The organism is Streptomyces sp. SudanB52_2052, from assembly GCF_964272415.1.
GTDB classification, from domain to species: domain Bacteria; phylum Actinomycetota; class Actinomycetes; order Streptomycetales; family Streptomycetaceae; genus Streptomyces; species Streptomyces olindensis.
In genome coordinates, this window is the sequence record NZ_OZ186796.1 from 1,853,580 (window position 1) to 1,875,123 (window position 21,544).

General features: G+C 73.4%; 17 protein-coding genes. 6 read left to right on the forward strand and 11 right to left on the reverse strand.

Translation table 11 applies throughout. The features are described 5' to 3' along the window. Positions 1–107: 107 nt before the first annotated feature. The 3 genes from ACSUPV_RS08235 to ACSUPV_RS08245 are packed head-to-tail and all read right to left on the reverse strand — an operon-like array spanning position 108 to position 3,981. Positions 108–2,507 carry a xanthine dehydrogenase family protein molybdopterin-binding subunit gene (locus ACSUPV_RS08235; protein WP_436947221.1) on the reverse strand — a complete coding sequence of 800 codons (2,400 nt, stop codon included), beginning with the start codon at positions 2,505–2,507 and terminating at the stop codon, positions 108–110. A gap of 2 nt (positions 2,508–2,509) precedes the next feature. Continuing rightward, the gene (locus tag ACSUPV_RS08240; RefSeq protein WP_031121168.1) at positions 2,510–3,091 is read right to left on the reverse strand and encodes a (2Fe-2S)-binding protein; all 582 of its coding nucleotides are present in this window, start codon (positions 3,089–3,091) and stop codon (positions 2,510–2,512) included. Continuing rightward, positions 3,091–3,981, reverse strand: a complete 891-nt coding sequence (locus ACSUPV_RS08245) for an FAD binding domain-containing protein (protein WP_031121169.1) — start codon at positions 3,979–3,981, stop codon at positions 3,091–3,093. Before ACSUPV_RS08245 ends, ACSUPV_RS08240 begins: the two co-directional genes overlap by 1 nt. Before the next feature lie 377 nt (positions 3,982–4,358). On the opposite strand from ACSUPV_RS08245, the gene ACSUPV_RS08250 reads away from it, so the two are divergent. Both ACSUPV_RS08250 and ACSUPV_RS08255 read left to right on the forward strand, forming a co-directional pair. Beyond that, positions 4,359–6,032 (forward strand): PucR family transcriptional regulator, encoded by a 1,674-nt coding sequence (locus tag ACSUPV_RS08250; RefSeq protein ID WP_031121170.1) that lies wholly within the window; start codon positions 4,359–4,361, stop codon positions 6,030–6,032. 164 nt (positions 6,033–6,196) lie between these two features. Beyond that, positions 6,197–6,970: a hypothetical protein gene (locus ACSUPV_RS08255; protein ID WP_359794186.1), complete on the forward strand. Its 774-nt coding sequence runs from the start codon at positions 6,197–6,199 to the stop codon at positions 6,968–6,970. 387 nt (positions 6,971–7,357) lie between these two features. On the opposite strand, the gene ACSUPV_RS08260 is transcribed toward ACSUPV_RS08255, so the two are convergent. Continuing rightward, positions 7,358–8,248, reverse strand: coding sequence for a GntR family transcriptional regulator (locus ACSUPV_RS08260; protein WP_436947222.1), 891 nt, complete (start codon positions 8,246–8,248; stop codon positions 7,358–7,360). Between the two features lie 129 nt (positions 8,249–8,377). Between ACSUPV_RS08260 and ACSUPV_RS08265 the strand changes: the two genes are divergently transcribed. After that, entirely contained in the window at positions 8,378–9,229 is an 852-nt protein-coding gene (locus ACSUPV_RS08265) for a (2Fe-2S)-binding protein (protein ID WP_359794191.1), read from the forward strand. 304 nt (positions 9,230–9,533) lie between these two features. Continuing rightward, entirely contained in the window at positions 9,534–10,574 is a 1,041-nt protein-coding gene (locus tag ACSUPV_RS08270; protein ID WP_031121174.1) for a DUF2637 domain-containing protein, read from the forward strand. Positions 10,575–10,631: 57 nt separating this feature from the next. On the opposite strand, the gene ACSUPV_RS08275 is transcribed toward ACSUPV_RS08270, so the two are convergent. After that, complete coding sequence (locus ACSUPV_RS08275) at positions 10,632–11,123, reverse strand: ATP-binding protein (protein WP_382615490.1); 492 nt, start codon at positions 11,121–11,123, stop codon at positions 10,632–10,634. Positions 11,124–11,551: 428 nt separating this feature from the next. Then, complete coding sequence (locus ACSUPV_RS08280) at positions 11,552–12,178, reverse strand: hypothetical protein (RefSeq protein WP_037767040.1); 627 nt, start codon at positions 12,176–12,178, stop codon at positions 11,552–11,554. A gap of 234 nt (positions 12,179–12,412) precedes the next feature. Between ACSUPV_RS08280 and ACSUPV_RS08285 the strand changes: the two genes are divergently transcribed. After that, positions 12,413–13,774 (forward strand): helix-turn-helix domain-containing protein, encoded by a 1,362-nt coding sequence (locus ACSUPV_RS08285; RefSeq protein ID WP_031121177.1) that lies wholly within the window; start codon positions 12,413–12,415, stop codon positions 13,772–13,774. Between the two features lie 139 nt (positions 13,775–13,913). On the opposite strand, the gene ACSUPV_RS08290 is transcribed toward ACSUPV_RS08285, so the two are convergent. Next, entirely contained in the window at positions 13,914–15,656 is a 1,743-nt protein-coding gene (locus ACSUPV_RS08290) for a pyruvate dehydrogenase (protein WP_382615487.1), read from the reverse strand. Between the two features lie 66 nt (positions 15,657–15,722). After that, positions 15,723–17,654, reverse strand: a complete 1,932-nt coding sequence (locus tag ACSUPV_RS08295) for a protein phosphatase 2C domain-containing protein (protein ID WP_436947223.1) — start codon at positions 17,652–17,654, stop codon at positions 15,723–15,725. A 211-nt stretch (positions 17,655–17,865) separates the two neighbouring features. Between ACSUPV_RS08295 and ACSUPV_RS08300 the strand changes: the two genes are divergently transcribed. Continuing rightward, positions 17,866–18,348: a DUF456 domain-containing protein gene (locus ACSUPV_RS08300; RefSeq protein WP_037759202.1), complete on the forward strand. Its 483-nt coding sequence runs from the start codon at positions 17,866–17,868 to the stop codon at positions 18,346–18,348. A gap of 4 nt (positions 18,349–18,352) precedes the next feature. Here the strand turns inward: ACSUPV_RS08300 and ACSUPV_RS08305 are convergent, their stop codons facing one another. From ACSUPV_RS08305 to rsgA, 3 genes are all read right to left on the reverse strand, one after another. Beyond that, the gene (locus ACSUPV_RS08305) at positions 18,353–18,847 is read right to left on the reverse strand and encodes a methylated-DNA--[protein]-cysteine S-methyltransferase (RefSeq protein WP_037759200.1); all 495 of its coding nucleotides are present in this window, start codon (positions 18,845–18,847) and stop codon (positions 18,353–18,355) included. Then, complete coding sequence (locus ACSUPV_RS08310) at positions 18,844–20,259, reverse strand: DNA-3-methyladenine glycosylase 2 family protein (RefSeq protein ID WP_031119360.1); 1,416 nt, start codon at positions 20,257–20,259, stop codon at positions 18,844–18,846. Before ACSUPV_RS08310 ends, ACSUPV_RS08305 begins: the two co-directional genes overlap by 4 nt. 72 nt (positions 20,260–20,331) lie before the next feature. Continuing rightward, positions 20,332–21,438 carry a ribosome small subunit-dependent GTPase A gene (rsgA, locus tag ACSUPV_RS08315; RefSeq protein ID WP_031119361.1) on the reverse strand — a complete coding sequence of 369 codons (1,107 nt, stop codon included), beginning with the start codon at positions 21,436–21,438 and terminating at the stop codon, positions 20,332–20,334. Positions 21,439–21,544: the final 106 nt, after the last annotated feature.

Here is a 21,544-nt window from a genome sequence, read left to right on the forward strand (position 1 = left end):
GGGCCTGCTCCCAAGTTTCAAAGGGGGTTGGGACGTTCACGACCCGGGGGACGGCCCGAGACGAACTGGGGCCCGGGGGACGACGTCCCCCAGGCCTACTCGACTGCTCAGCCCTCGGAGAGCTGCGTACCCGTCAGGTGCTCGGGCCGTACCGGGGTCCGGTTCAGCTCGAGTCCGGTCGCGTCGCGGATCGCCGCGAGCACGGCCGGCGTCGACGACAGGGTGGGTGCCTCGCCGATGCCGCGCAGCCCGTACGGGGCGTGCTCGTCGGCGAGTTCGAGCACGTCGACGGGGATGGTCGGCGTGTCGAGGATGGTGGGGATCAGGTAGTCGGTGAAGGACGGGTTCTTCACCTTCGCCGTCTTGGGATCGACGACGATCTCCTCCATGACCGCCACGCCCAGGCCCTGCGTGGTGCCGCCCTGGATCTGGCCGATGACGGAGAGCGGGTTGAGCGCCTTGCCGACGTCCTGGGCGCAGGCCAGCTCGATCACCTTGACCAGGCCGAGCTCGGTGTCGACCTCGACGACGGCCCGGTGCGCGGCGAAGGAGTACTGCACGTGCCCGTTGCCCTGGCCGGTGCGCAGGTCGAAGGGCTCGGTCGGCCGGTGCCGCCACTCCTCCTCGACCTCCACGACCTCGTCCTCGAGGACGTCGGCCAGGTCGCCGAGGACCTCACCGCCGTCGGTGACGACCTTGCCGCCCTCCAGGAGGAGTTCCGCCGTGGCCCAGGCCGGGTGGTAGGAGCCGAACTTGCGGCGGCCGATCTCCAGGACCTTCTCGCGCACGAGCTCGCAGGCGTTCTTCACCGCGCCGCCGGTGACGTACGTCTGCCGCGAGGCCGACGTCGAACCGGCGCTGCCCACCTGGGTGTCGGCCGGGTGGATGGTCACCTGCGTGACGCCCAGCTCGGTACGGGCGATCTGCGCGTGGACGGTGACACCGCCCTGCCCGACCTCCGCCATCGCCGTGTGGACGGTGGCGACGGGCTCGCCGCCCACCACCTCCATGCGGACCTTGGCGGTGGAGTAGTCGTCGAAGCCCTCGGAGAAGCCGACGTTCTTGATGCCGACCGCGTAGCCGACCCCGCGGACGACGCCCTCGCCGTGCGTGGTGTTGGACAGGCCGCCCGGCAGCTGCCGTACGTCGGCGCCCTCGCTGGACTCCCACTGGCGCTCCGGCGGCATCGGCATCGCCTTGACGCGGCGCAGCAGTTCGGCGACGGGGGCCGGGGAGTCGACCGGCTGCCCGGTGGGCATGATGGTGCCCTGCTCCATGGCGTTCAGCTGCCGGAACTCGACCGGGTCCATGCCGAGTTTCTTCGCCAGCTTGTCCATCTGCGCCTCGTAGGCGAAGCACGCCTGGACCGCGCCGAAGCCGCGCATGGCGCCGCACGGCGGGTTGTTGGTGTAGAGGGCGATGGCCTCGATGTCCACGTCGTCGATCACGTACGGGCCGACGGACAGGGAGGAGGCGTTGCCGACGACCGCCGGGGAGGCGGAGGCGTAGGCGCCGCCGTCCAGGACGATCCGGCACTTCATGTGCGTGAGCTTGCCGTCCTTGGTGGCGCCGTGCTCGTAGTGGAGCTTCGCGGGGTGGCGGTGGACGTGCCCGAAGAAGGACTCGAAGCGGTTGTAGACGATCTTGACGGGCTTGCCGGTGCGCAGCGCCAGCAGGCAGGCGTGGATCTGCATCGACAGGTCCTCGCGGCCGCCGAACGCGCCGCCGACGCCGGACAGCGTCATCCGCACCTTGTCCTCGGGCAGGCCGAGCACGGGCGCGATCTGGCGCAGGTCGCTGTGCAGCCACTGGGTGGCGATGTAGAGGTGGACGCCGCCGTCCTCCTCCGGGACGGCGAGGCCGGACTCGGGGCCGAGGAAGGCCTGGTCCTGCATGCCGAAGGTGTACTCGCCCTCGACGATCACGTCGGCGCGCTCCCGGGCGGCCGCCACGTCACCGCGGACGATCGGCTGCCGGTGCACGATGTTGGGGTGCGGGACGTGCCCGGCGTGGTGGTCGTCGCGGTTCTCGTGGACGAGGATCGCGTCCGGGGCGGTGGCGGAGGCCTCGTCGGTGATGACGGGCAGCTCGCGGTAGTCGACCTTGATCTTGGCGGCGGCGCGGCGCGCGGTCTCCGGGTGGTCGGCGGCGACGATCGCGACCGGCTCGCCGTGGTGGCGGACCTTGCCGTGGGCGAGGACCGGGGTGTCCTGGATCTCCAGGCCGTAGTTCTTCACCTCGGTCGGCAGGTCGTCGTACGTCAGCACGGCGTACACGCCTGGCAGGGCGAGCGCCTCGCTCGTGTCGATGGACAGGATCTCGGCGTGCGCGACGGTCGACCGGAGGATCTGCCCCCACAGCATGTCCTCGTGCCACATGTCGGAGGAGTACGCGAACTCGCCGGTGACCTTGAGGGTGCCGTCCGGGCGGAGCGTGGACTCGCCGATGCCGCCCTTGGTCTGCGAGCCCTGGGTGATCTTGGTGGGGGTTCCGTTGGGGGAAGACATGCTCAGACCGCCTCTCCCTGCCGGGCGGCCGCCAGACGGACCGCGTCCATGATCTTCTCGTAGCCGGTGCAGCGGCACAGGTTGCCCGACAGCGCCTCGCGGATGTCCGCGTCGGTCGGGTTGGGGTTGCGCTCCAGCATCTCGTCGGCGGCGACCAGCAGGCCGGGCGTGCAGAAGCCGCACTGGACGGCGCCGGCGTCGATGAACGCCTGCTGGATCGGGGAGAGTTCGGTGCCCTCGCCGGTCTGCGAGTCGGTCCCCTTCGCCTCCCACTGCTGCGCGTTCTGCAGGGACGTACCGCAGGCGCCGGTGGCGCAGCCGCCCTCGGCGCGCTGCCTGGCGTACTCCGCGAGCCCCTCGACGGTGACGACCTCGCGGCCCTCCACCTGCCCGGCGGCGACCAGGCACGAGCACACCGGGACACCGTCCAGCCGGACCGTGCACGAGCCGCACTCGCCCTGCTCGCAGGCGTTCTTCGACCCCGGCAGCCCGAGCCGCTCCCTCAGCACGTACAGCAGGGACTCGCCCTCCCACACGTCGTCGGCTTCCTGCGGACGGCCGTTGACCGTGAAGTTCACGCGCATTACGCAGCTCCCTCGGTGACGCGGCGGGCGCCGCGGTAGGACTCCCAGGTCCAGGTCAGCGTCCGGCGGGCCATGACGCCGACCGCGTGGCGGCGGTAGCTCGCGGTGCCCCGGACGTCGTCGATCGGGTTGCAGGCGGCGGAGCACAGGTCCGCGAACTGCTTGGCGACCGACGGGGTGATGATCTTCCCGTTCTCCCAGAAGCCGCCCTCCTCCAGCGCGGCGTTCAGGAACTCCTCGGCCGCCTTGGCCCGGATGGGCGTCGGGGCCGCGGAACCGATGCCCGTCCGCACGGTCCGCGTCCGCGGGTGCAAGGCCAGCCCGAAGGCGCACACGGCGATCACCATCGCGTTCCGGGTGCCCACCTTGGAGAACTGCTGCGGCCCGTCGGCCTTCTTCACGTGCACGGCCCGGATCAGCTCGTCGGGCTCCAGCGCGTTGCGCTTCACACCCGTGTAGAAGTCGTCGATCGGGATGCGGCGCGAGCCGCGCACCGACGCGACCTCCACCTCGGCGCCCGCGGCGAGCAGGGCGGGGTGGGCGTCGCCGGCCGGGGAGGCGGTACCGAGGTTGCCGCCGACGCCGCCGCGGTTGCGGATCTGCGGGGAGGCGACCGTGTGCGAGGCGAGGGCGAGCCCCGGCAGTTCGGCTCGGAGGTTCTCCATGATCCGCGTGTACGGCACGGAGGCACCCAGCCGCACGCTCTCCTCGCCGACCTCCCACTCGGAGAGGTCGCCGATGCGGTTCAGGTCCATGAGGTACTCGGGCCGGCGGTGGTCGAAGTTGATCTCGACCATCACGTCGGTGCCACCCGCAATCGGCACAGCGGTGGGGTGCTCGGCTTTCGCGGCGAGCGCCTCCTCCCAGCTGGCGGGGCGAAGGAAGTCCATGACCGGCTCTCTTCTTCGTCTTCTCGTGGGGCGTTCAGATTGAGCCAATCCGTGTGCGGCGGTCCCGGCTCGTTCATGTGCTGTTAACGCGTAATGGACTCAGTACACAGCGCGGTGCTCCGACGGGGTCAGTCACGGAAACCATGAAGGAGTTGGCTGGCCAGGAGAGGCATCTTGTAGATTCGTATGAACGGAGGCCATCGGAAACCTCCTCGTTTTCCTGTGGAAACGCGCGACACAACCGCGTGACCTGGGACACAGCCGGGACGCCGTTCCGGGACGGCGAGCCTGGCTCACCAGCGCTCCGAACAGGCGTTCATCCCGCACCCCACCAAGACCCACCATTGATTTCGAGACAAAGAACGGCGGCGACGAGAATGCGGCTGCGCGCACTGCTGGACACGGACGCGCTGGGCCTCAAGCTGCTCGGCGGCGAGGACGAGCTGGACCGCGCCGTGCGGGGTGTGATGACCACCGACCTGCGCGACCCCAGCCGCTACCTCTCGGGCGGCGAACTGGTGCTCACGGGCCTGGCCTGGCGCCGGGACGCCGCGGACTCGGAGCCGTTCGTCCGCATCCTGGTGCAGGCGGGGGTGGCGGCCCTCGCGGCGGGCGAGGCGGAGCTCGGCGACGTGCCGGAGGACCTGGTCGCGGCCTGCGCCCGCCACCGCCTCCCGCTCTTCGCGGTGCACGAGTCGGTGGCCTTCGCGACGATCACCGAGCACGTCGTGCGGCAGGTCTCCGGCGAGCGGGCCGGTGATCTCGCGGCGGTGGTCGACCGGCACCGCCGGATGATGACCTCGGGCCCGGCGGGCGGCGGCCCCGACGTGGTGCTCGATCTCCTCGGCTCGGACCTGGACCTGCGCGCCTGGGTCCTCTCCCCGACCGGCCGCCTGATCGCGGGCCCGAAGACGTCGGGCCCGGCCCTGCCGCCCGAGGCCTGCGGCCGGCTCGCGGCGGAACACCTGACCGCGACCCGCACGGGCCGCCGCGGCCCCCACCGCGTCATCCTGGGCGCCACCACCTACTCCCTCTTCCCGGTCCGCTCGACGGGCCGCTCCCCGCAGACCGCCCGGGACGCCCGCGAGACCGTCCTGTCCGACTGGCTGCTGGCCGTCGAGGCGGACGCCGGCGACTGGGCCGAGGAGCGCCTCGACCTGCTGCACGGCGTCACCCAGCTGATCGCCGTCGAGCGGGACCGCCGCGACGCGGCCCGCACGGTCCGCCGCCGCCTCGCCCAGGAGGTCCTGGAACTGGTCCAGACGGGCGCGGCCCCCGCCGAGATCGCCGCGCGCCTGCGCGTGGCCGCCCCGGTCCTGCTGCCCGGCCTCGGCGCGGCGCCGCACTGGCAGGTGGTCGTGGCCCGTGTCGACTGGGACGGCGGCGAGATCGAGGGCGGTCCGGTCGCCCAGGCCCTGCTGGAGGAGGTCCTGGTCGACCCCCGCTCCGCCGGGCCGGAACACTCCGACCGCATCGCGGTCTCCCACACCGGCGACGAGGCCATCGCCCTGGTCCCCCTCCCCGCCGTCTCCGCGGAGCACGACGGCTCGGAGACCGGCGTCCTCGCGGACGCCCTCCTGGAGTCCGTACGGGACCCCCTCACGGCCGGCCTCGACGGCGACGGCCGCCTCACCCTCGGCGTCAGCGCGGCGGTCCACTCCGCGGAGGGCCTGCGCGGCGCCCTGGAGGAGGCCCGGCACGCCCGCCGCGTCGCCGCGGCCCGCCCGGGCCGGGTCTGCGCCGCGGGCCACCAGGAACTGGCCTCCCACGTCCTGCTGCTCCCCTTCGTCCCCGACGACGTCCGCCGCGCCTTCACCGCGAGGCTCCTCGACCCCCTGCGGGACTACGACCGCCGCCACCGCGCCGAACTCATCCCCACCCTGGAAGCGTTCCTCGACTGCGACGGCTCCTGGACCCGCTGCGCCACCCGCCTCCACCTGCATGTCAACACGCTGCGCTACCGGGTGGGCCGGATCGAGCAGTTGACGAGCCGTGACCTGTCACGGCTGGAGGACAAGCTGGACTTCTTCCTGGCCCTGCGGATGAGCTGAGACAAGGGGCGTCCCGGCCCGAACACCGGGCGCCCCGGAGTCCCACGACTTTGTGAAATCCTTCACCCACCCTCTTGGCCCGGCCCGCCGATTCATGCTGAGATGCCGCCACCACTCAACAGCTCGATGGCGTGCTCGGGGAGGGCAACGTGGCGCATACCGCCATGTCTGGTAACGGAACGACCGCCGGTGACGATCCCCTCCAGACCGCGGTATGGCGGCTGCGCTCCCGCGGGTGCTGGGCCGACGCGGCCGCCCTGCTGCTGCCGGACACCCCCGCGGCGGCGCTGCAACGCGCTTCCCTGCTGGTGGAGCGGTGTCTCTACACCGAGCAGGGCTGGGAGGAGGCCGAGGACGCGCTGCGCACGGCCGAGGCGCTGGCGCACAGCGACGACGAGCGGGGCGCGGCCGCTTGTGAACGCGGGTACTTGGCCTACGCGGCGACCCTGCTGGCGGTCCGGGACCGGGCCGACGAGGCGCGGGCCGCGCTGGGCCGGGCCGCGGCGCTCATCCCTCCGGGGGCTCCCGCGCGGGCCCTGCTGGACTTCCGGCGCGGGCTCCTGGCGGAGAACCTGACCCGCTCGCCCCAGGCCGCGCGCGCCGCCTACCGCCGCGCCCACGCAGGGGCGACGGCCCACTCCGACCCGCTGCTGCTCTCCTTCACGTGGCGGCACCTGGCGGGACTCGCCCTCCGGGACGGGGAGTTGGCGGAGGCACGGCACGGTTTCACCGAGTCCCTGCGGATCCGTGAGGAGCTGGGCTACCTGGTGGGTACGGCCCCCGCGCTGGTGTCCCTGGCCGACACGGAGACGGAACCGGAGGCGTCCCGGCTGCGGGAGGAGGCACGGCGGTTGTTCCGGTTGCTCGGGGGTGTGCCGACGTGGCTGGCACGGCAGCTGTCACCGATGCCGCCGACGGCGGGGGCGGCGACGGCGTGAGGGCTTGAGCGGGCTCCAAGGTGCTCGGCGTTGCCGCTGAGGCGGGGTGGGTGCGCAGCTCGGCGCGACGAGGTGCCTCCCCCAAGCTCTCGACTTCGCTCGAGCAGGGGGACCCCCACCGCCCACCCGTGCCGCCCCAGCGGCACGACTGCCCGCAGCTAGGGCGGCAGCCACGACGCACCCGCAGCCGCCGGATCACGCAAGGGGACGTGTCGGGGGGTGTCCGCCCGCAGCGGTTGGCGCGTCAACGCCGGCGAGTCGGTGTCTCACCCCATCGCGCCGTTCCGAGGACGGACACCCCCCGGCGCGGCCCCGACCCACCACCCGGCGGCAGGCGCTACGCGCACCCCCACCGAACAGCCACAGGCCGCCGCAGGCACCCCCCGCTCAGCCCCCCGCCGCACCCGCGAAATGCTCGCCCACCAGCACCCGCACCACTTCCAGATCCCGGGCGATCAACGCATCCAGCAACGCCGTGTGCTCATGCGCGTCCGCCACCAGGTCCGCCCGCCCCCGCACCCCCGGCCCACCCCCGGCCAGCGGCCACTGCGCCCTGCGGTGCAGATTCTCCGCGATCTGGACCAGCTGCTCGTTCCCGGAGAGGGACAGCACGGCCCGGTGGAACCCCCGGTCGGACTCCGCGTACGTCGCCCGGCAGCCGGTGGACGCCGCCCGGACCGTCGCCTCGGCGAGGGGGCGCAGCTCGGCCCAGCGCTCGGCGGGCACCGTGCGGGCCAGCCGCAGCATCACCGGGACCTCGATCAGCGCCCGCACCTCGGCCAGTTCCGCCAGCTCCCGCGCCCCCCGCTCGACCACCCGGAACCCACGGTTCGGCACGACCTCGACGGCCCCCTCCAGGGCCAACTGCTGCATCGCCTCCCGCACGGGCGTCGCGGAGACCCCGAACCGCTCGCCCAGCACCGGCGCCGAATACACCTCCCCGGGCCTCAGGTCCCCCGCCACCAGCGCGGCCCGCAGCGCGTCCACGATCTGCCCGCGCACGGAAGCCCGCTGGACGACGGCCCGAACCCGCGGAGCGCACGGCGCGGAGGGCTCACTGTGCGTGTGCTCCCCCCGCACGGCCCCCGCCTGCTCCGGCACCCGGGCCTGCCCGCCCGGCACCGCGGCACCCACACCGGCCCCAGCCCCGGCCCCGGCACCAGCCCCCGTAGCGGCCCCCTCCGAGGCCCCAGCCCCCCACGAAACCTCCGTCCCGGCGGAGCCCTGCGCGCCCTGCTTCAAGGGTCCTCCTCCGGACGTATCAGTACTTGGGGTCATTACGGCGGCTTGTTACTCGCCCGTCAAGCACCATAAGCGCACCGACCGTCAGTTCAAATCCCGGCGATCTTGGGTAAGGTAAGGCTTACCTTCAAATGCCCTGCACATCAGACGTGGATCGGTGATCGCATGCCCGTGCCCCGTTCGGCCGTCTCCGGCGCCTACGCCCGCCTGGCCGAGATCCTCCCGGGGCTCGCCATCACCGAACTGACCCCCGAAGAGGAGACCCCGCGCGGCGGCGGCTGGGTCACGGCCGCCGACCTCGCGGCCGCCGGCCCCGCCCTGGACACGTTCCTGGCCTGGGACGACGCCCAGATCGAACGCGACTACGACCAGCGGGCCCGCCCCGACGTCGTCGCCAGCTTCGGCCTGCACCGCTACGCGTGGCCAGCCTGCCTCCTGATCACCGCGCCCTGGTTCCTGCACCGCAGGGTCCCCCGCTACCCCGTGACGCACGTCTCGTACGACCGCACCGACCCCGGCCACGCCCTCGGCCACATGGCGGTCCGGCCGGCCGGTTTCGCCTGCCTGCCCGACGACGAGGCCGCCGCACTGCCCGGCGCCCGGGTCGTCCCGGACGAGGAGGCGCTGCGGGCCGAGGTGCGGTCGGCGGTCGCCGAGCACCTGGAGCCGGTCCTGACCGGCTTCGGCCCCCGGATGCGGCGCCGCGGCCGGGCCCTGTGGGGCATGGCGACCGACGAGATCGTCGAGGGCCTGTGGTACGTCGCCCAGTTGCTGGGCGGGATCGAGGAGCGGCGTGCGACGCGCGAGCTGGAGCTGCTCCTGCCGGGCGCGACGAAGCCGTACGTGGGCACGGCCGCGTTCCGGGAGCTGACCGGCCCGGGCGGCGAGCCCTTGCGCACCCGGGACCGTGCGAGCTGCTGCATGTTCTACACCCTGCGCCCGGAGGACACCTGCGCCACCTGCCCGCGCACCTGCGACGCGGACCGGGTCAGCAAGCTGCTGGCCACGGCCAGTTGACGCACTGTCGGACAACGCGCCTCCCCCCGTCCCGTAGGATCATCACGGAACCGGACACCCACACGCCCACAGGCGATTCACAACTTTCTCACCTGTCACGGGAACTTTCCGGAGAACCACCCGTACGGGTACTCTTGCTCGAACTCAACTCCCGCCCCTCAAGCGGCAGTTCGAGCAGAACGCCGCCCTGGGCATTCCCTTGCACTTCCTTGGCGGCCTCTTGCCCCGAAACCCCCTGAGGGCCGGTGGGATTGGGCCACTATGGCGGGCGTTACGCCCTATCCCCATGCAAGGGACCACCCACATGAGACTGACCGACATATCGCTGAACTGGCTGCTTCCGGGCGCCGTGCTTCTCCTGGGCATGCTGGCGGCGGTGGCGGTGCTCGCGCGCGGCAAGCGCTCCTCGGTCAAGGACACGAGCGCGGACGATTCCTGGGAGCGCAGCGAGGAACGCCGCAGACGCAAGGAGGCCGTCTACGGCACCGTCTCCTACGTCCTTCTGTTCTGCTGCGCGGCCGTCGCCGCCGCCCTCTCCTTCCACGGCCTGGTCGGCTTCGGCGAGCAGAACCTCGGCCTGTCCGGCGGCTGGCAGTACCTCGTCCCGTTCGGCTTGGACGGCGCGGCGATGTTCTGCTCCGTGCTCGCGGTGCGCGAGGCCAGCCATGGTGACGCCGCGCTCGGCTCCCGGATACTGGTCTGGACGTTCGCGCTCGCCGCGGCCTGGTTCAACTGGGTGCACGCGCCCAGGGGCGTCGGCCACGACGGCGCCCCCCACTTCTTCGCCGGCATGTCCCTCTCCGCGGCGGTCCTGTTCGACCGCGCGCTGAAGCAGACCCGCCGGGCCGCCCTGCGCGAGCAGGGCCTGGTGCCCCGCCCGCTGCCGCAGATCCGTATCGTGCGCTGGCTGCGGGCCCCCCGGGAGACGTACAAGGCCTGGTCGCTGATGCTGCTGGAGGGTGTGCGCAGCCTCGACGAGGCGGTCGACGAGGTCCGCGAGGACAAGCGCAAGAAGGACGCGGACCGGCAGCGGCGCCGCGACCAGCAGCGCGTGGAGCGCGCCCAGTTGAAGGCGATCAGCCGCGGTCACCGCGGCTACCTCGGCCGCGGCGGCGGCCGGCAGCTGGAGGTGCAGGTGGAGCGCGGCTCCTCGCAGGTCTCCGCGGAGCCTGCCATATCCGCGCCGGAACAACTGCCCGTCCGCTCGCGTCCCTCCCTGCAGCCCGTTCGCCACGGGGCTGACCCGGTGACCGTCGACCTCACCGCGGAGGACGACACCATGGCGCTGCCGCGTCTCGACTCCCTGGAGCGCAAGCTCAAGGACCTGGAGCAGCAGTTCGGCTGAGCGAGCCGCAGCACAGGACGAGGGGGCGTGGCCTGCGGGCCGCGCCCCCTTCGGCGTTCACGCCGCCTCGGCCGCCAGCTCGAACCAGACGGCCTTGCCCACCCCGTGGGCCCTGACCCCCCAGGCGTCCGCGAGGGACTGCACGAGGAACAGGCCCCTGCCGTTCGTGCCGTCGTCGGTGACCGGCAGGCGCAGCCGGGGTCTGCGGGCCACGAAGTCCCGTACCTCCACGTGCAGTCCGCGGGGGCCCACGGTGGCCGTCAGGACCGCGTCGTGGTCGGTGTGGACGATCGCGTTGGTGACGAGTTCGCTGGTGAGCAGTTCCGCTATGTCGGGAAGATCGGACCGCCCCGGCCTGCCGCACTGCCGGAGCAACTCCCGCAGGGCCTTCCGGGCTTCCGGTACGGCCCTGAGGTCCGCCCGCCCGAGTCTGCGCCGCAGCTGTGGCGCCGGCACCCGCTCCGTGACGTCGTCGGCCTTGTCCTCCACCGTCTTCGCCGAGAAGGCCCCTATTGCTACGGGACCGCCCCCTCGTGCCTGCCTCTCCATGACCCCCGCCCGCGCGCCGACGTCGGTTCCCCTCCTGCTCGAACACGTTCACGGGGATCCATGCCCCGTCGGACACGCGACAGTCATGTCGAATTGTCAACGACCAGGTGTTCGGCCACCGGAACGGGGCGGGCGGCCCGGGCGGCGGGCCGCTGAACGGCACGGCAGAGACGGAGAGAGGGACAAGAGGGTAGCCGGTCCGGGTCCCCGGGCGGATCCTGACCGCCCGAGATCGGACGATGGGCCGACGGCCGGCTGCCGATCCCTGCGTACGCGGTGAAGGGCTGGGGCGACGGGGCGGAGTGCACGGCGCCGCGGTGAAGTTGGCCGAAGTACGACGGTCCGCACGGCCGCCACGAGCAGGACGGGGCCGCCCTCCCCCACCCCCGTGGCGGGAGGACGGCCCCGGTCTTCCGGCGGACGCGCGGTCAGTACAGCTTGTTGACAGCGGTGGTCGTCGTCTTCTTGAAGGCCTCCACGGGAGCGCTGTCGAAGAAGCCCATCTGGCCCCACGACACGACGGTGACGGTCCTGCCGTCCCGTCCGACGGACAGCAGAGAGATGTCCGTGGCGCCCCAGGACGTCTCGGTGTACACGCCGCGGACGCGCGCCCCTTCCTCGACGGGCAGCGAACCGTAGTCCCGGCCCTCGGCCTCGACGACGTCCGGGTCGTTCTTCTCGATGCGGTCGGCGCAGGTGCGGATCAGGTCGTCGTAGTGCTTCGCCAGGGCCTTGGCCAGGGCGGGCGTGTCCGCCACGACGGTCAGCTGCACGGCGCTCGCGTCCACGTCGGTCCGGAACTCCCGGTACCGGTAGTCGTAGGAGGTCACGCCCTCCGTGTCCACGCAGGAGCCGAGTCCCTGCGGGAATCCCTCGGTGACCGGGCCGGCCGTCCAGGTCGAGGTCGGGTGCGGCGGCAGCTGGGACGCCGAGAGGAACTTGGGCGCGGCGGCCTTCGGTGCGGCGCCGGCGGCCGGTGCCGTGAGGACCGTGCCCGCCGCGAGGGCGGCGGCGGTGAGTGCGGTGAGAGCGCTTGCTCGCATGCGCATGGGCATGGGTGTTTCCCCCGTGGAAGAGTGCGTGGATGTGGATGCCGCGGCCGGTCCGGCTGGTCGGCCCGGGCCTGGTCGGTGCGGCACCAAGAGCATCAGCCGTCCCACGGCCCGGATGCAACCGCCCGCATCCGATCCGGCACGGTGGAACCATCCCAGCCCCTCTGACGTGCAGGTACATGGGTGCCTGGGATGCCGTCCCGGGCGGGGGGCGGACCACACGAGGGCGGGGGAACGGTGCCGGCACACGAAGAGGTCGACGACGTCGAGGAGTTCGCGGCGCGGTTGCGGGAGCTGAAGGACCGCACGGACCGCAGTTACGGCTCGCTGGCCCGCCGTCTGGCCATGAACACCTCGACCCTGCACCGCTACTGCGCGGGCGAGGCGGTCCCGCTCGACTACGCCCCGGTGGAACGTTTCGCGGCCCTCTGCGGGGCCTCCCCCGAGGAACGCCTGGAACTCCACCGCCGCTGGCTCCTGGCGGTGGAGGCCCGCCGACGGCCACGCACGGCGAGCACCACGAGCACCGCCGGCACGGCGGAGGGCGCGGTATCCGACGCGGGGGAGGAAGAGCCACCAGCCACGACGGACACGACGGACACGGCAGGCGCGGCCAACACCGCAGGTACGACCGACACTGCCGGCACAGCGAACACCACAAGTCGCTGGTACCGCCGCAGACGCGTCGCGGTCGGGCTGGCGGCCGCCTGCGCACTGCTCGCGACCCTCGGCAGCCTCTCCGCGCTGCCGGACAGCCGTCGGACGCCCGCCGACGACCGTGCCCGTGCCGCCGGCCCGTCCGCGAACGGCACGCCGGAGGCCGAGGCACCGGACCGCCGCACCGCCTCGCCCACCCCGGAGAACTCGCCCACCGGCAAACGGCCTTCACCGTCCGCCACCCCCAAGGAGAAGGAGAAAAAGAAGGAGCCCTCCCCGGGGCCCTCCTCCCGCACCACCCCGCCCACCGGCGGAACGCCCTCCGGCACTCCCCTCACCTGGTCCGTCGACTCCCAGGCCTGGAATCTCGGCTGCGGTCACGACTACGTCATCGCCAGGCCGCCGAGCCGGGTCGCCCCGCCCCCGCCCCCGCAGGACGCCGGCACCTGGGCGGCGGCCCACGGCGCGGTGCACGGCGGCGAGACGATCGTCGAACTGTCGGTGCAGGGGCGGTCCGACACGGCCGTGGTGCTGCACGCGCTGCGCGTGCGCGTGGTGGGGCGCGCGGCACCCGTCCAGGGCAACGCCTACGCCATGAACCAGGGCTGCGGCGGCGCCGTCACCCCGCGCCACTTCGCCGTGAACCTGGACAAGGACCGCCCCCTCGCCCATGCGGTCCCCGGGAACGACACCGGCACGCCGATCCCGGCCGTGCGCATGCCGTACCGCGTCTCGGCACAGGACCCCGAGGTGCTACTGGTCACCGCCCGGACGGAGGGCTGCGACTGCCGCTGGTACCTGGAGCTGGACTGGTCCTCCCAGGGCCGCCGAGGCACGATCCGCATCGACGACGACGGCCACCCGTTCCGCACCAGCGGCATCCGGGGCCTGCCCCGCTACCTGTACGACACGTCCGCCCGGCAGTGGGCGCCGTACAGCTGACCGCCTCGCTGTACGACATCACCCGCATCGAGGACAGACTCGACGCGGAGAGCCCCGGGCGGCGCGCCCTGGCCGCCCTGGCGAGACTAGGACTGGGGTCGCAGGCTCGCCCACCGTATGCGGCGCCATGACCGGGCCCCTACGGTCGCGGCACGTTGCGCAGGTTGGAGCGGGCCATCTGGAGCATGCGGCCCACGCCGCCGTCCAGGACGATCTTGGAGGCGGAAAGAGCGAAGCCGGTCACCATCTCGGCCTTGATCTTCGGTGGGATGGACAGGGCGTTGGGGTCGGTGACGACGTCGACGAGGGCAGGGCCCTTGTGCTTGAACGCGTCCTTCAGCGCCCCGGCGAGGTCCTTGGGCTTCTCGACGCGCACGCCGTAGGCGCCGCAGGCGCGGGCGACGGCGGCGAAGTCGGGGTTCTTGTTGGCGGTGCCGTAGGACGGCAGCCCGGCGACCAGCATCTCCAACTCGACCATGCCGAGGGAGGAGTTGTTGAAGAGGACGACCTTGACCGGGAGGTCGTACTGCACCAGCGTCAGGAAGTCGCCCATCAGCATGGAGAAGCCGCCGTCGCCGGACATCGACACGACCTGCCGCCCCCGGTCGGTGAACTGCGCGCCGATCGCCATGGGCAGGGCGTTCGCCATCGAGCCGTGGGAGAAGGAACCGATGACGCGGCGGCGGCCGTTGGGCGAGATGTAGCGGGCGGCCCAGACGTTGCACATGCCGGTGTCGACGGTGAACACGGCGTCGTCGGAGGCGACTTCGTCGAGCACGGACGCCACGTACTCGGGGTGGATCGGCGTGTGCTTCTCCACCTTGCGGGTGTAGGCCTTCACCACGCCTTCCAGCGCGTCGGCGTGCTTCTTCAGCATCCGGTCGAGGAAGCGGCGGTTCTTCTTCTCCTGGACGCGCGGGATGAGGCAGCGCAGCGTCTCCCGTACGTCGCCCCACACGGCGAGGTCCAGTTTCGAGCGGCGGCCGAGGTGTTCGGGCCGGACGTCGATCTGGGCGATCTTGACGTCGTCGGGGAGGAACGCGTTGTAGGGGAAGTCCGTGCCGAGCAGGATCAGCAGGTCGCACTCGTGGGTGGCCTCGTAGGCGGCGCCGTAACCGAGCAGTCCGCTCATGCCGACGTCGAAGGGGTTGTCGTACTGGATCCACTCCTTGCCGCGCAGGGCGTGCCCCACCGGGGACTTGATCTTCCCGGCGAACTCCATGACCTCGGCGTGCGCCCCGGCCGTGCCGCTGCCGCAGAAGAGGGTGACCTTGCCGGCCTCGTCGATCATCTCGACGAGCCGGTCGATCTCGGCGTCGCCGGGGCGGACCGTGGGCCGGGAGGTGACGAGGGCGGATTCCGCGGCCTTCTCCGGGGCGGGCCGGTCGGCGATGTCCCCGGGCAGGGTGACGACGCTGACGCCGCTGCGGCCGACGGCGTTCTGGATGGCGGTCTGCAGCAGCCGCGGCATCTGCTGCGGGCTGGAGATCATCTCGCTGTAGTGGCTGCACTCGGCGAACAGCCGGTCGGGGTGGGTCTCCTGGAAGTAGCCGAGGCCGATCTCGCTGGAGGGGATGTGCGAGGCGAGCGCGAGGACGGGGGCCATGGACCGGTGGGCGTCGTAGAGGCCGTTGATGAGGTGGAGGTTGCCGGGTCCGCAGGAGCCGGCGCAGGCGGCGAGGGAGCCGGTGATCTGGGCCTCGGCACTGGCGGCGAAGGCGGCGGTCTCCTCGTGCCGGACGTGGATCCAGTCGATGGCGGAGTTGCGGCGGACGGCGTCGACGACGGGGTTGAGGCTGTCGCCGACGACGCCGTAGAGGCGTTTGACGCCGGCGCGGGTCAGGAGGTCGACGAACTGTTCCGCGACGTTCTGTTTGGCCATGGTTCTCGTCTGCCCCTTCGGTCTCCTGGGATCCCTCCGGGTTCCATCAAGTCACACCGGGCGCGGTCACGCCTCCCAAACGGCCGCGGCCGTACGGTCGTCGGCATATCCCTTGACCCGTACCTGGGCGTCGGCGAGGAAGGCCGCGAGCCCGGGCGGTTCGGGGCGGGACCACCGGTCGGCGAGGTACTCGCACAGTTCGGGTTCGCCGCGCAGCGGGTCGGCGAGGCCGCTGCTGCACATCAGGAGCGTGTCCCCCGGGCGGGCGACGGAGGTGCGGAAGCGGAAGGGTTCGCGGGGTGGTTCCGGGGCCGGTTCGTAGGGGCTCGGCGGGGTCGGGATGCCCAGGTCCATGGTGAGCCGGTCGCCCTCGGGGGTCTCGGCGGGCGGCGAGCCGAAGCCCAGGACCGGTTCGCCCTTGATGTCGGTGACCTGCGGTTCGATGTCCTGCCACTCGCCTTCGCGCAGCCGGAACAGTCCGCCGGGTCCGACGCCGAAGAAGACGCGCGTACGGCACTCGGGGTCGGCCGGCAGCAGCAGGCAGCGCAGGCCGGCCGCGTACTCCTCCGGGTCGACGCCCTGTTCGGCGGCGCTGGCGCGGAGTTTGCCGAGGCTGCGGTCGGTGAGGCGGTGCAGGCCGGACTTGAGGTCGCCGCGCCGGCCGGCCCTTATGTCCTCGACGAGCCGGGGGTGACTGCGTCCGACGGCCCGCCCGATCCAGTGGCAGGCCTCGGCGGCCGCCCGGTGCGCGCCCGGCGTGGCGCGGGCCCCGGTCGCCATCGCCACCAGCAGCAACGCCTGCTCGCCCGTGCCGAAGCGGGCGGTGAGCAGCGAGTCCCGGCGGGGCTCCCCCCGGTAGCGGGCGGAGTCGCCTCGCAGCGACACGGCGCGCAGGGTGCAGGCCCCGTACCGGGCTCCGTCGAGCACGGTGTCCGCGACGAGGTCGTCGAGATCGTCGGGGTCCGCGGGGGGCAGGGCGGTGGGTTCGGCGTCGTAGGTGGGGGGCCGGGAGCCGACGTACCCGCGGGGCCGGGGGCCGGTCGCGGGCGGCTCGATCCGGGGGCCGGGGCGGTCGGACGGGGGCTCGGTGGGGGGCGGGGTGGAGGGCAGGGGTGAGGGGGGCGGTGTCGCGGGCGGTGGGCCGGCGGCCGCCGGGAACGCGCCCGTGCCGTGCCTGGCGGCATCCGACGGCGGCGCGGCCCTCTCGGACGGTTCCGCCACCGCGCCCGAGCGGTCCTCCCGGCGCGGCCAGGAGGGCGGGAGGTCGGGAGGCGGGGGCGTCCGCGGCGCGGGGGGCATCGTCGCGGCGGCCTGCCTCGGGCTCTCCGCGGGCTTGGGGGGCTCCGGCGGCGGGGCGGGAGCCGTCGCCCCGGGCGCCCGCCCCGGTGCGTCCGGGGGCTCGGCCCCCGCGGGCGCCTCCTCCGCACTCCCGGCAAGCCCGGAAGCCCGGGAGGAGGAGGCGGAAGCCGCCCCCGCCGACGTCTCCGACGGACTCCCCCACGGCCCGGGCGGTGCGGCCGCGCCGCTGGTGGGTGGGGGCTCGGGGGGCCGCTCGGCGCGTTCCGGTGGCTTCGCGGGGGTCGGGAAGGTCACGGGGCCCGTGGGACGGGTCGGCGGTGGCTCCCACGGCGCGCGCCACGGGGCCCGGCCGGGGGCTCGGTCGGAGGCCCTGTCGGGGGCTCGGTCAGGGGTCCGGTCGGTGGGACGCGAGCCGGCCGGCACGTCCCTCGCGTCGTCGGCCCCGGTCCTCGGCATCGGTACGACCGGATCCGCGTCCCTCCGGTACGGCCGGTCCGTCACCAGGTCCGTGCCGGGAGCGGGCCGCTCGTCGCTCGCCGCGGAAACGCCCTGGTCGCCCACCGCCCCCGCCGCCGAGGCGAAACGGTCGTCCAGGGAATCGGGGGCCGGTGCGGGGCCCGTGTCGCCGGTGGAGTCGTCGTACAACTGCCCCCACCAGTCGTCCTCGTGACCGGTGGGCCTTCCCCCCTGCTGGCTCATGCCCCTAATTGTCCACCGCACGAGCCGGATGAAAACGGTGCTTGGGGAAATACCGGCCCGCCACCCCGCGACGAACGGCACGTCGAGTGAGCCGTAGAACGGCCATGCGATACCGGGGCGCCTCGGGTGCCGCACCCGGCTGACCTGCGGGTCTGGGCCGCTTCCAGGGTCCTGACCTGCGTCTTCTCCCGGCTTCCGGCAGTCTGGTCAGATGGGAGTGTGGGACCTCCTGCTGGTCGGGCTGGTCATCCTGCTCGGTCTGTGCGGAGTGCTGCTGCCCGCGGTGCCCGGGTCGCTGCTGGTGTGGGCCGCGGTGATGTGGTGGGCGCTGCAGGACCCGCAGCCCGTCGCCTGGTGGGTGCTGGTGGGTGCCACGGTCCTGATGTTCGTCTCCCAGGCCGTGCGCTGGGCGCTGCCGCCCCGGCGGCTGCGGGCGAGCGGCGCCAACCGCCGCATGCTGGCGTACGCCGGAGCGGGCTCCACCCTCGGTTTCGTCCTGCTGCCCGTGCTCGGTGCGATCCCCGGCTTCCTGGCCGGCATCTACCTTTACGAGCGGTTCCGCCTCGGCCGTCACACCGACGCGGTCGCCGCCCTGCGGACGGTGATGCGCGCGGGCGGCTCCGGGATCCTGGCCGAGCTGTTCACCTGCCAGCTGATCGCGGCGGCCTGGGTGGGCGCCGTCTTCTGGGGGTGAGCCCTCAGGGGCGCAGCACGCCCTCGTGCGTCAGCAGCCGCACCTTGCGGTCCAGGCCCCCCGCGTAGCCGGTCAGCGCGCCGTCCGCCCCGATCACCCGGTGGCACGGCCGCACCACCAGCAGCGGATTGGCCCCGATCGCACCGCCGACGGCCCGCACGGCCGCCCGGGGTGCTCCGATCCGCGCGGCGATCTCGCCGTAGGTGGCGGTCGCCCCGTAGGGGATGTCGTCGAGGGCGGCCCACACCTTCTCCCGGAAGGCGGTGCCCTCCGTGCGCCAGGTCAGCCGGAACTCCTTCAGCTCCCCGGCGAAGTAGGCGGCGAGCTGCTCCTCGGCCTCGCGGAAGGGCCCGGGGTCGCGCCGCCAGTCGTCCCGCACCTCGCGGCCGCCCTTCTGCCCGGGCACGGACAGCGAGGTCAGCTCGCCGGTCGGGGCGGCGGTGAGGAGCAGCGGCCCGAGGGGGCTGGGCACGCTCGTCCAGTAGGTCGGTCGGGTCATCGAAGCTCCCACTCCCCTGCTGCGCGCAGGTGGTTCAGTGCGTACGAGCGCCAGGGGCGCCAGCTGTCGGGGACGTCCGGGCCGGGCGGGGCCACGTCCGGGTCGCCGAGGGCGCGGGTGCGGATCTCGGCGACCGTCCGGGCGTCCAGGCCGGGCACGGCTCGCAGGGCGTCCTGCGCGTCGTCCCGGTCGGCGCCCGGGTCGAGGCGGACGGCGTGGTCGGCGAGGGCGGCGGTGAGCGCGCCGAGGGTGCCGTCGGGCTCGGCCCCGGCGAGGAGGGCCGGCTCGGGGAAGAGGTGGGTGAGGCCGCCGCACGGGGCGTCGAGGGTCTTGCCGTAGCGCCGGACGAGCCGTTCCGCCGCGGTCCGGCCGACCAGGGCGCGCACGGCGAGTTCCTCCGGGTCGGCGGTGCCCGGCGAGCGCAGCCCGGGCCGGGCGGCGACCAGGGGCGCGAGGCGCGGGTCGGCGGCGAGGCGCTCGTCGACGGCGTAGGGGTCGGCGTCCAGGTCGAACAGGCGCCGCAGCCGCTGGACGGCGGTGGTCAGGTCGCGGGGGTCGGTGAGGTGCAGCCGGGCGTCGAGCCAGCCGCCGGGGTGGGCGCCGGGGCCGGTCCGCGCGGTGCCGGGGCGTTCGTCGACGGCGACGATGCCGGTGCCGAACGGGAGGCGGAGCGTGCGCCGGTAGGTGCGCGCTCCTGGGTGGCCTGCGACCTCCTCGATGCCGGGCACGGCCTCGCGTTCCAGCAGGTCGAAGACGGGGCCGGCCTGGTAGGGGCCGCGGTGGGCGAGCCGGAGCGGGATGCCGGCGCTCGGGGTGGCCGTGCGGCGGCCCCGGCCGTTCCTCGGCGCGGCGGCGCGCAGCTCGCTCGGGGTCGACGCGTACACGGCGCGGATCGTGTCGTTGAACTGCCGCACGCTGGCGAAGCCCGACGCGAACGCGATCTCGGTGACCGGCAGCGCGGTGGTCTGCAGCAGGACGCGCGCGGTGTGCGCCCGCTGGGCCCGGGCGAGGGCGACCGGCCCGGCGCCGAGTTCGGCGGTGAGCTGCCGCTGCACCTGCCGGGCGCTGTAGCCGAGCCGTGCGGCGAGTCCGGCGACGCCCTCGCGGTCGACGACGCCGTCGGCGATCAGCCGCATGGCTCGGCCCACCACGTCCGCGCGGACGTTCCACTCGGCGGAGCCGGGCACGGCGTCCGGGCGGCACCGCCGGCAGGCGCGGAAGCCCGAGCCCTGCGCGGCGGCGGCCGTGGTGAAGAACCGTACGTTGGCCCGTTTCGGGGTGACCGCGGGGCAACTCGGCCGGCAGTAGATGCCGGTCGTCTCGACGGCGAAGAAGAAGGCGCCGTCGAAGCGGGCGTCACGGCTGCGTACGGCCTCGTACCTGGGGTCTTCCCTCGTGTCCTCGTCCTTCACGGTGTCCAGTCTCCGCCGTCGGCAGGCATGCCGCTGGCGGAAATCGGACACGACGCTTCGGACGCCGGACGGTTACGCACGCCAGTGGTGTCCGCGCTTCGCCTCCATGGCGGCCCTGCCGATCGCCCCCTTCCGCTTCCAGTCCTTGCGGATCTCGGCCCGGAGCCGGGCGTCGGTCTTGGCGACGATGCGCTGGTTCTCCCGCAGCAGCTTGCGGTAGCTGGCCAGTCGCCGGTCCGGCAGTTCGCCGGAGTCGACGGCGGCCAGGACGGCGCAGCCCGGCTCGGCCTCGTGGGCGCAGTCGTGGAAGCGGCAGCGCTCGGCGAGTTCCTCGATCTCGGAGAACACCTGCCCGACGCCGCTCTCGGCGTCCCACAGGCCCACGCCCCGCAGTCCCGGCGTGTCGATCAGGACGCCCCCGCCGGGCAGCGCGAGGAGGTTGCGGGTGGTCGTGGTGTGGCGGCCCTTGCCGTCGACGTCACGGGTGGCCCGCACGGTCATGACGTCCTCGCCGAGCAACGCGTTGGCGAGGGTGGACTTGCCCGCGCCGGACTGCCCGAGCAGGACGGACGTACCGCCGCCGACGATCGCCGCGACCACTTCCAGCCCCTCCCCGTCGATGGCGCTGACGGACACCACCGGCACGCCGGGCGCGCTGGTCTCCACGTCCTGGACGAGGTGTGAGCGGGTGACGGCGTCCGGCACGAGGTCGGCCTTGGTGAGGACGACGACGGGCTGGGCCCCGGACTCCCAGGCGAGCGCGAGGAACCGCTCGATGCGGCCGAGGTCGAGCTCGACGGCGAGGGAGACGGCGACGACGGCGTGGTCGACGTTGGCCGCGAGGATCTGCCCCTCGGACCGCTGGGAGGAGGTGGAGCGGACGAAGGCGGTGCGGCGCGGCAGGTACGCGCGGACGTAGCGGGGGTTCCCGCCGGGCTCGACGGCGACCCAGTCGCCGGTGCAGACGACCCGCATCGGGTCGTGCGGCGTGACGAACGCGGTGTCGGCGCGCAGCACCCCGCCGGCGGTGACGACGTCGCACTGCCCGCGGTCGACCCGGATCACGCGTCCGGGCAGCAGTCCTTCGGTGGCGTACGGGGCGAACTGGTCCGCCCAGGCGTCGTCCCAGCCGTAGGGAGCGAGCGCGGAGAAAACGGATGCAGCGGAGCTGGAAGTCAAGGGTGACCCTTTCCAAGGTCGGCCCCGGCCCGACAGTCGGTCGGATCAGCCGGCGGCCATGGAGGTGGACGTGATGATCTGGATGCGGGCAGCGCTCATCGCAATG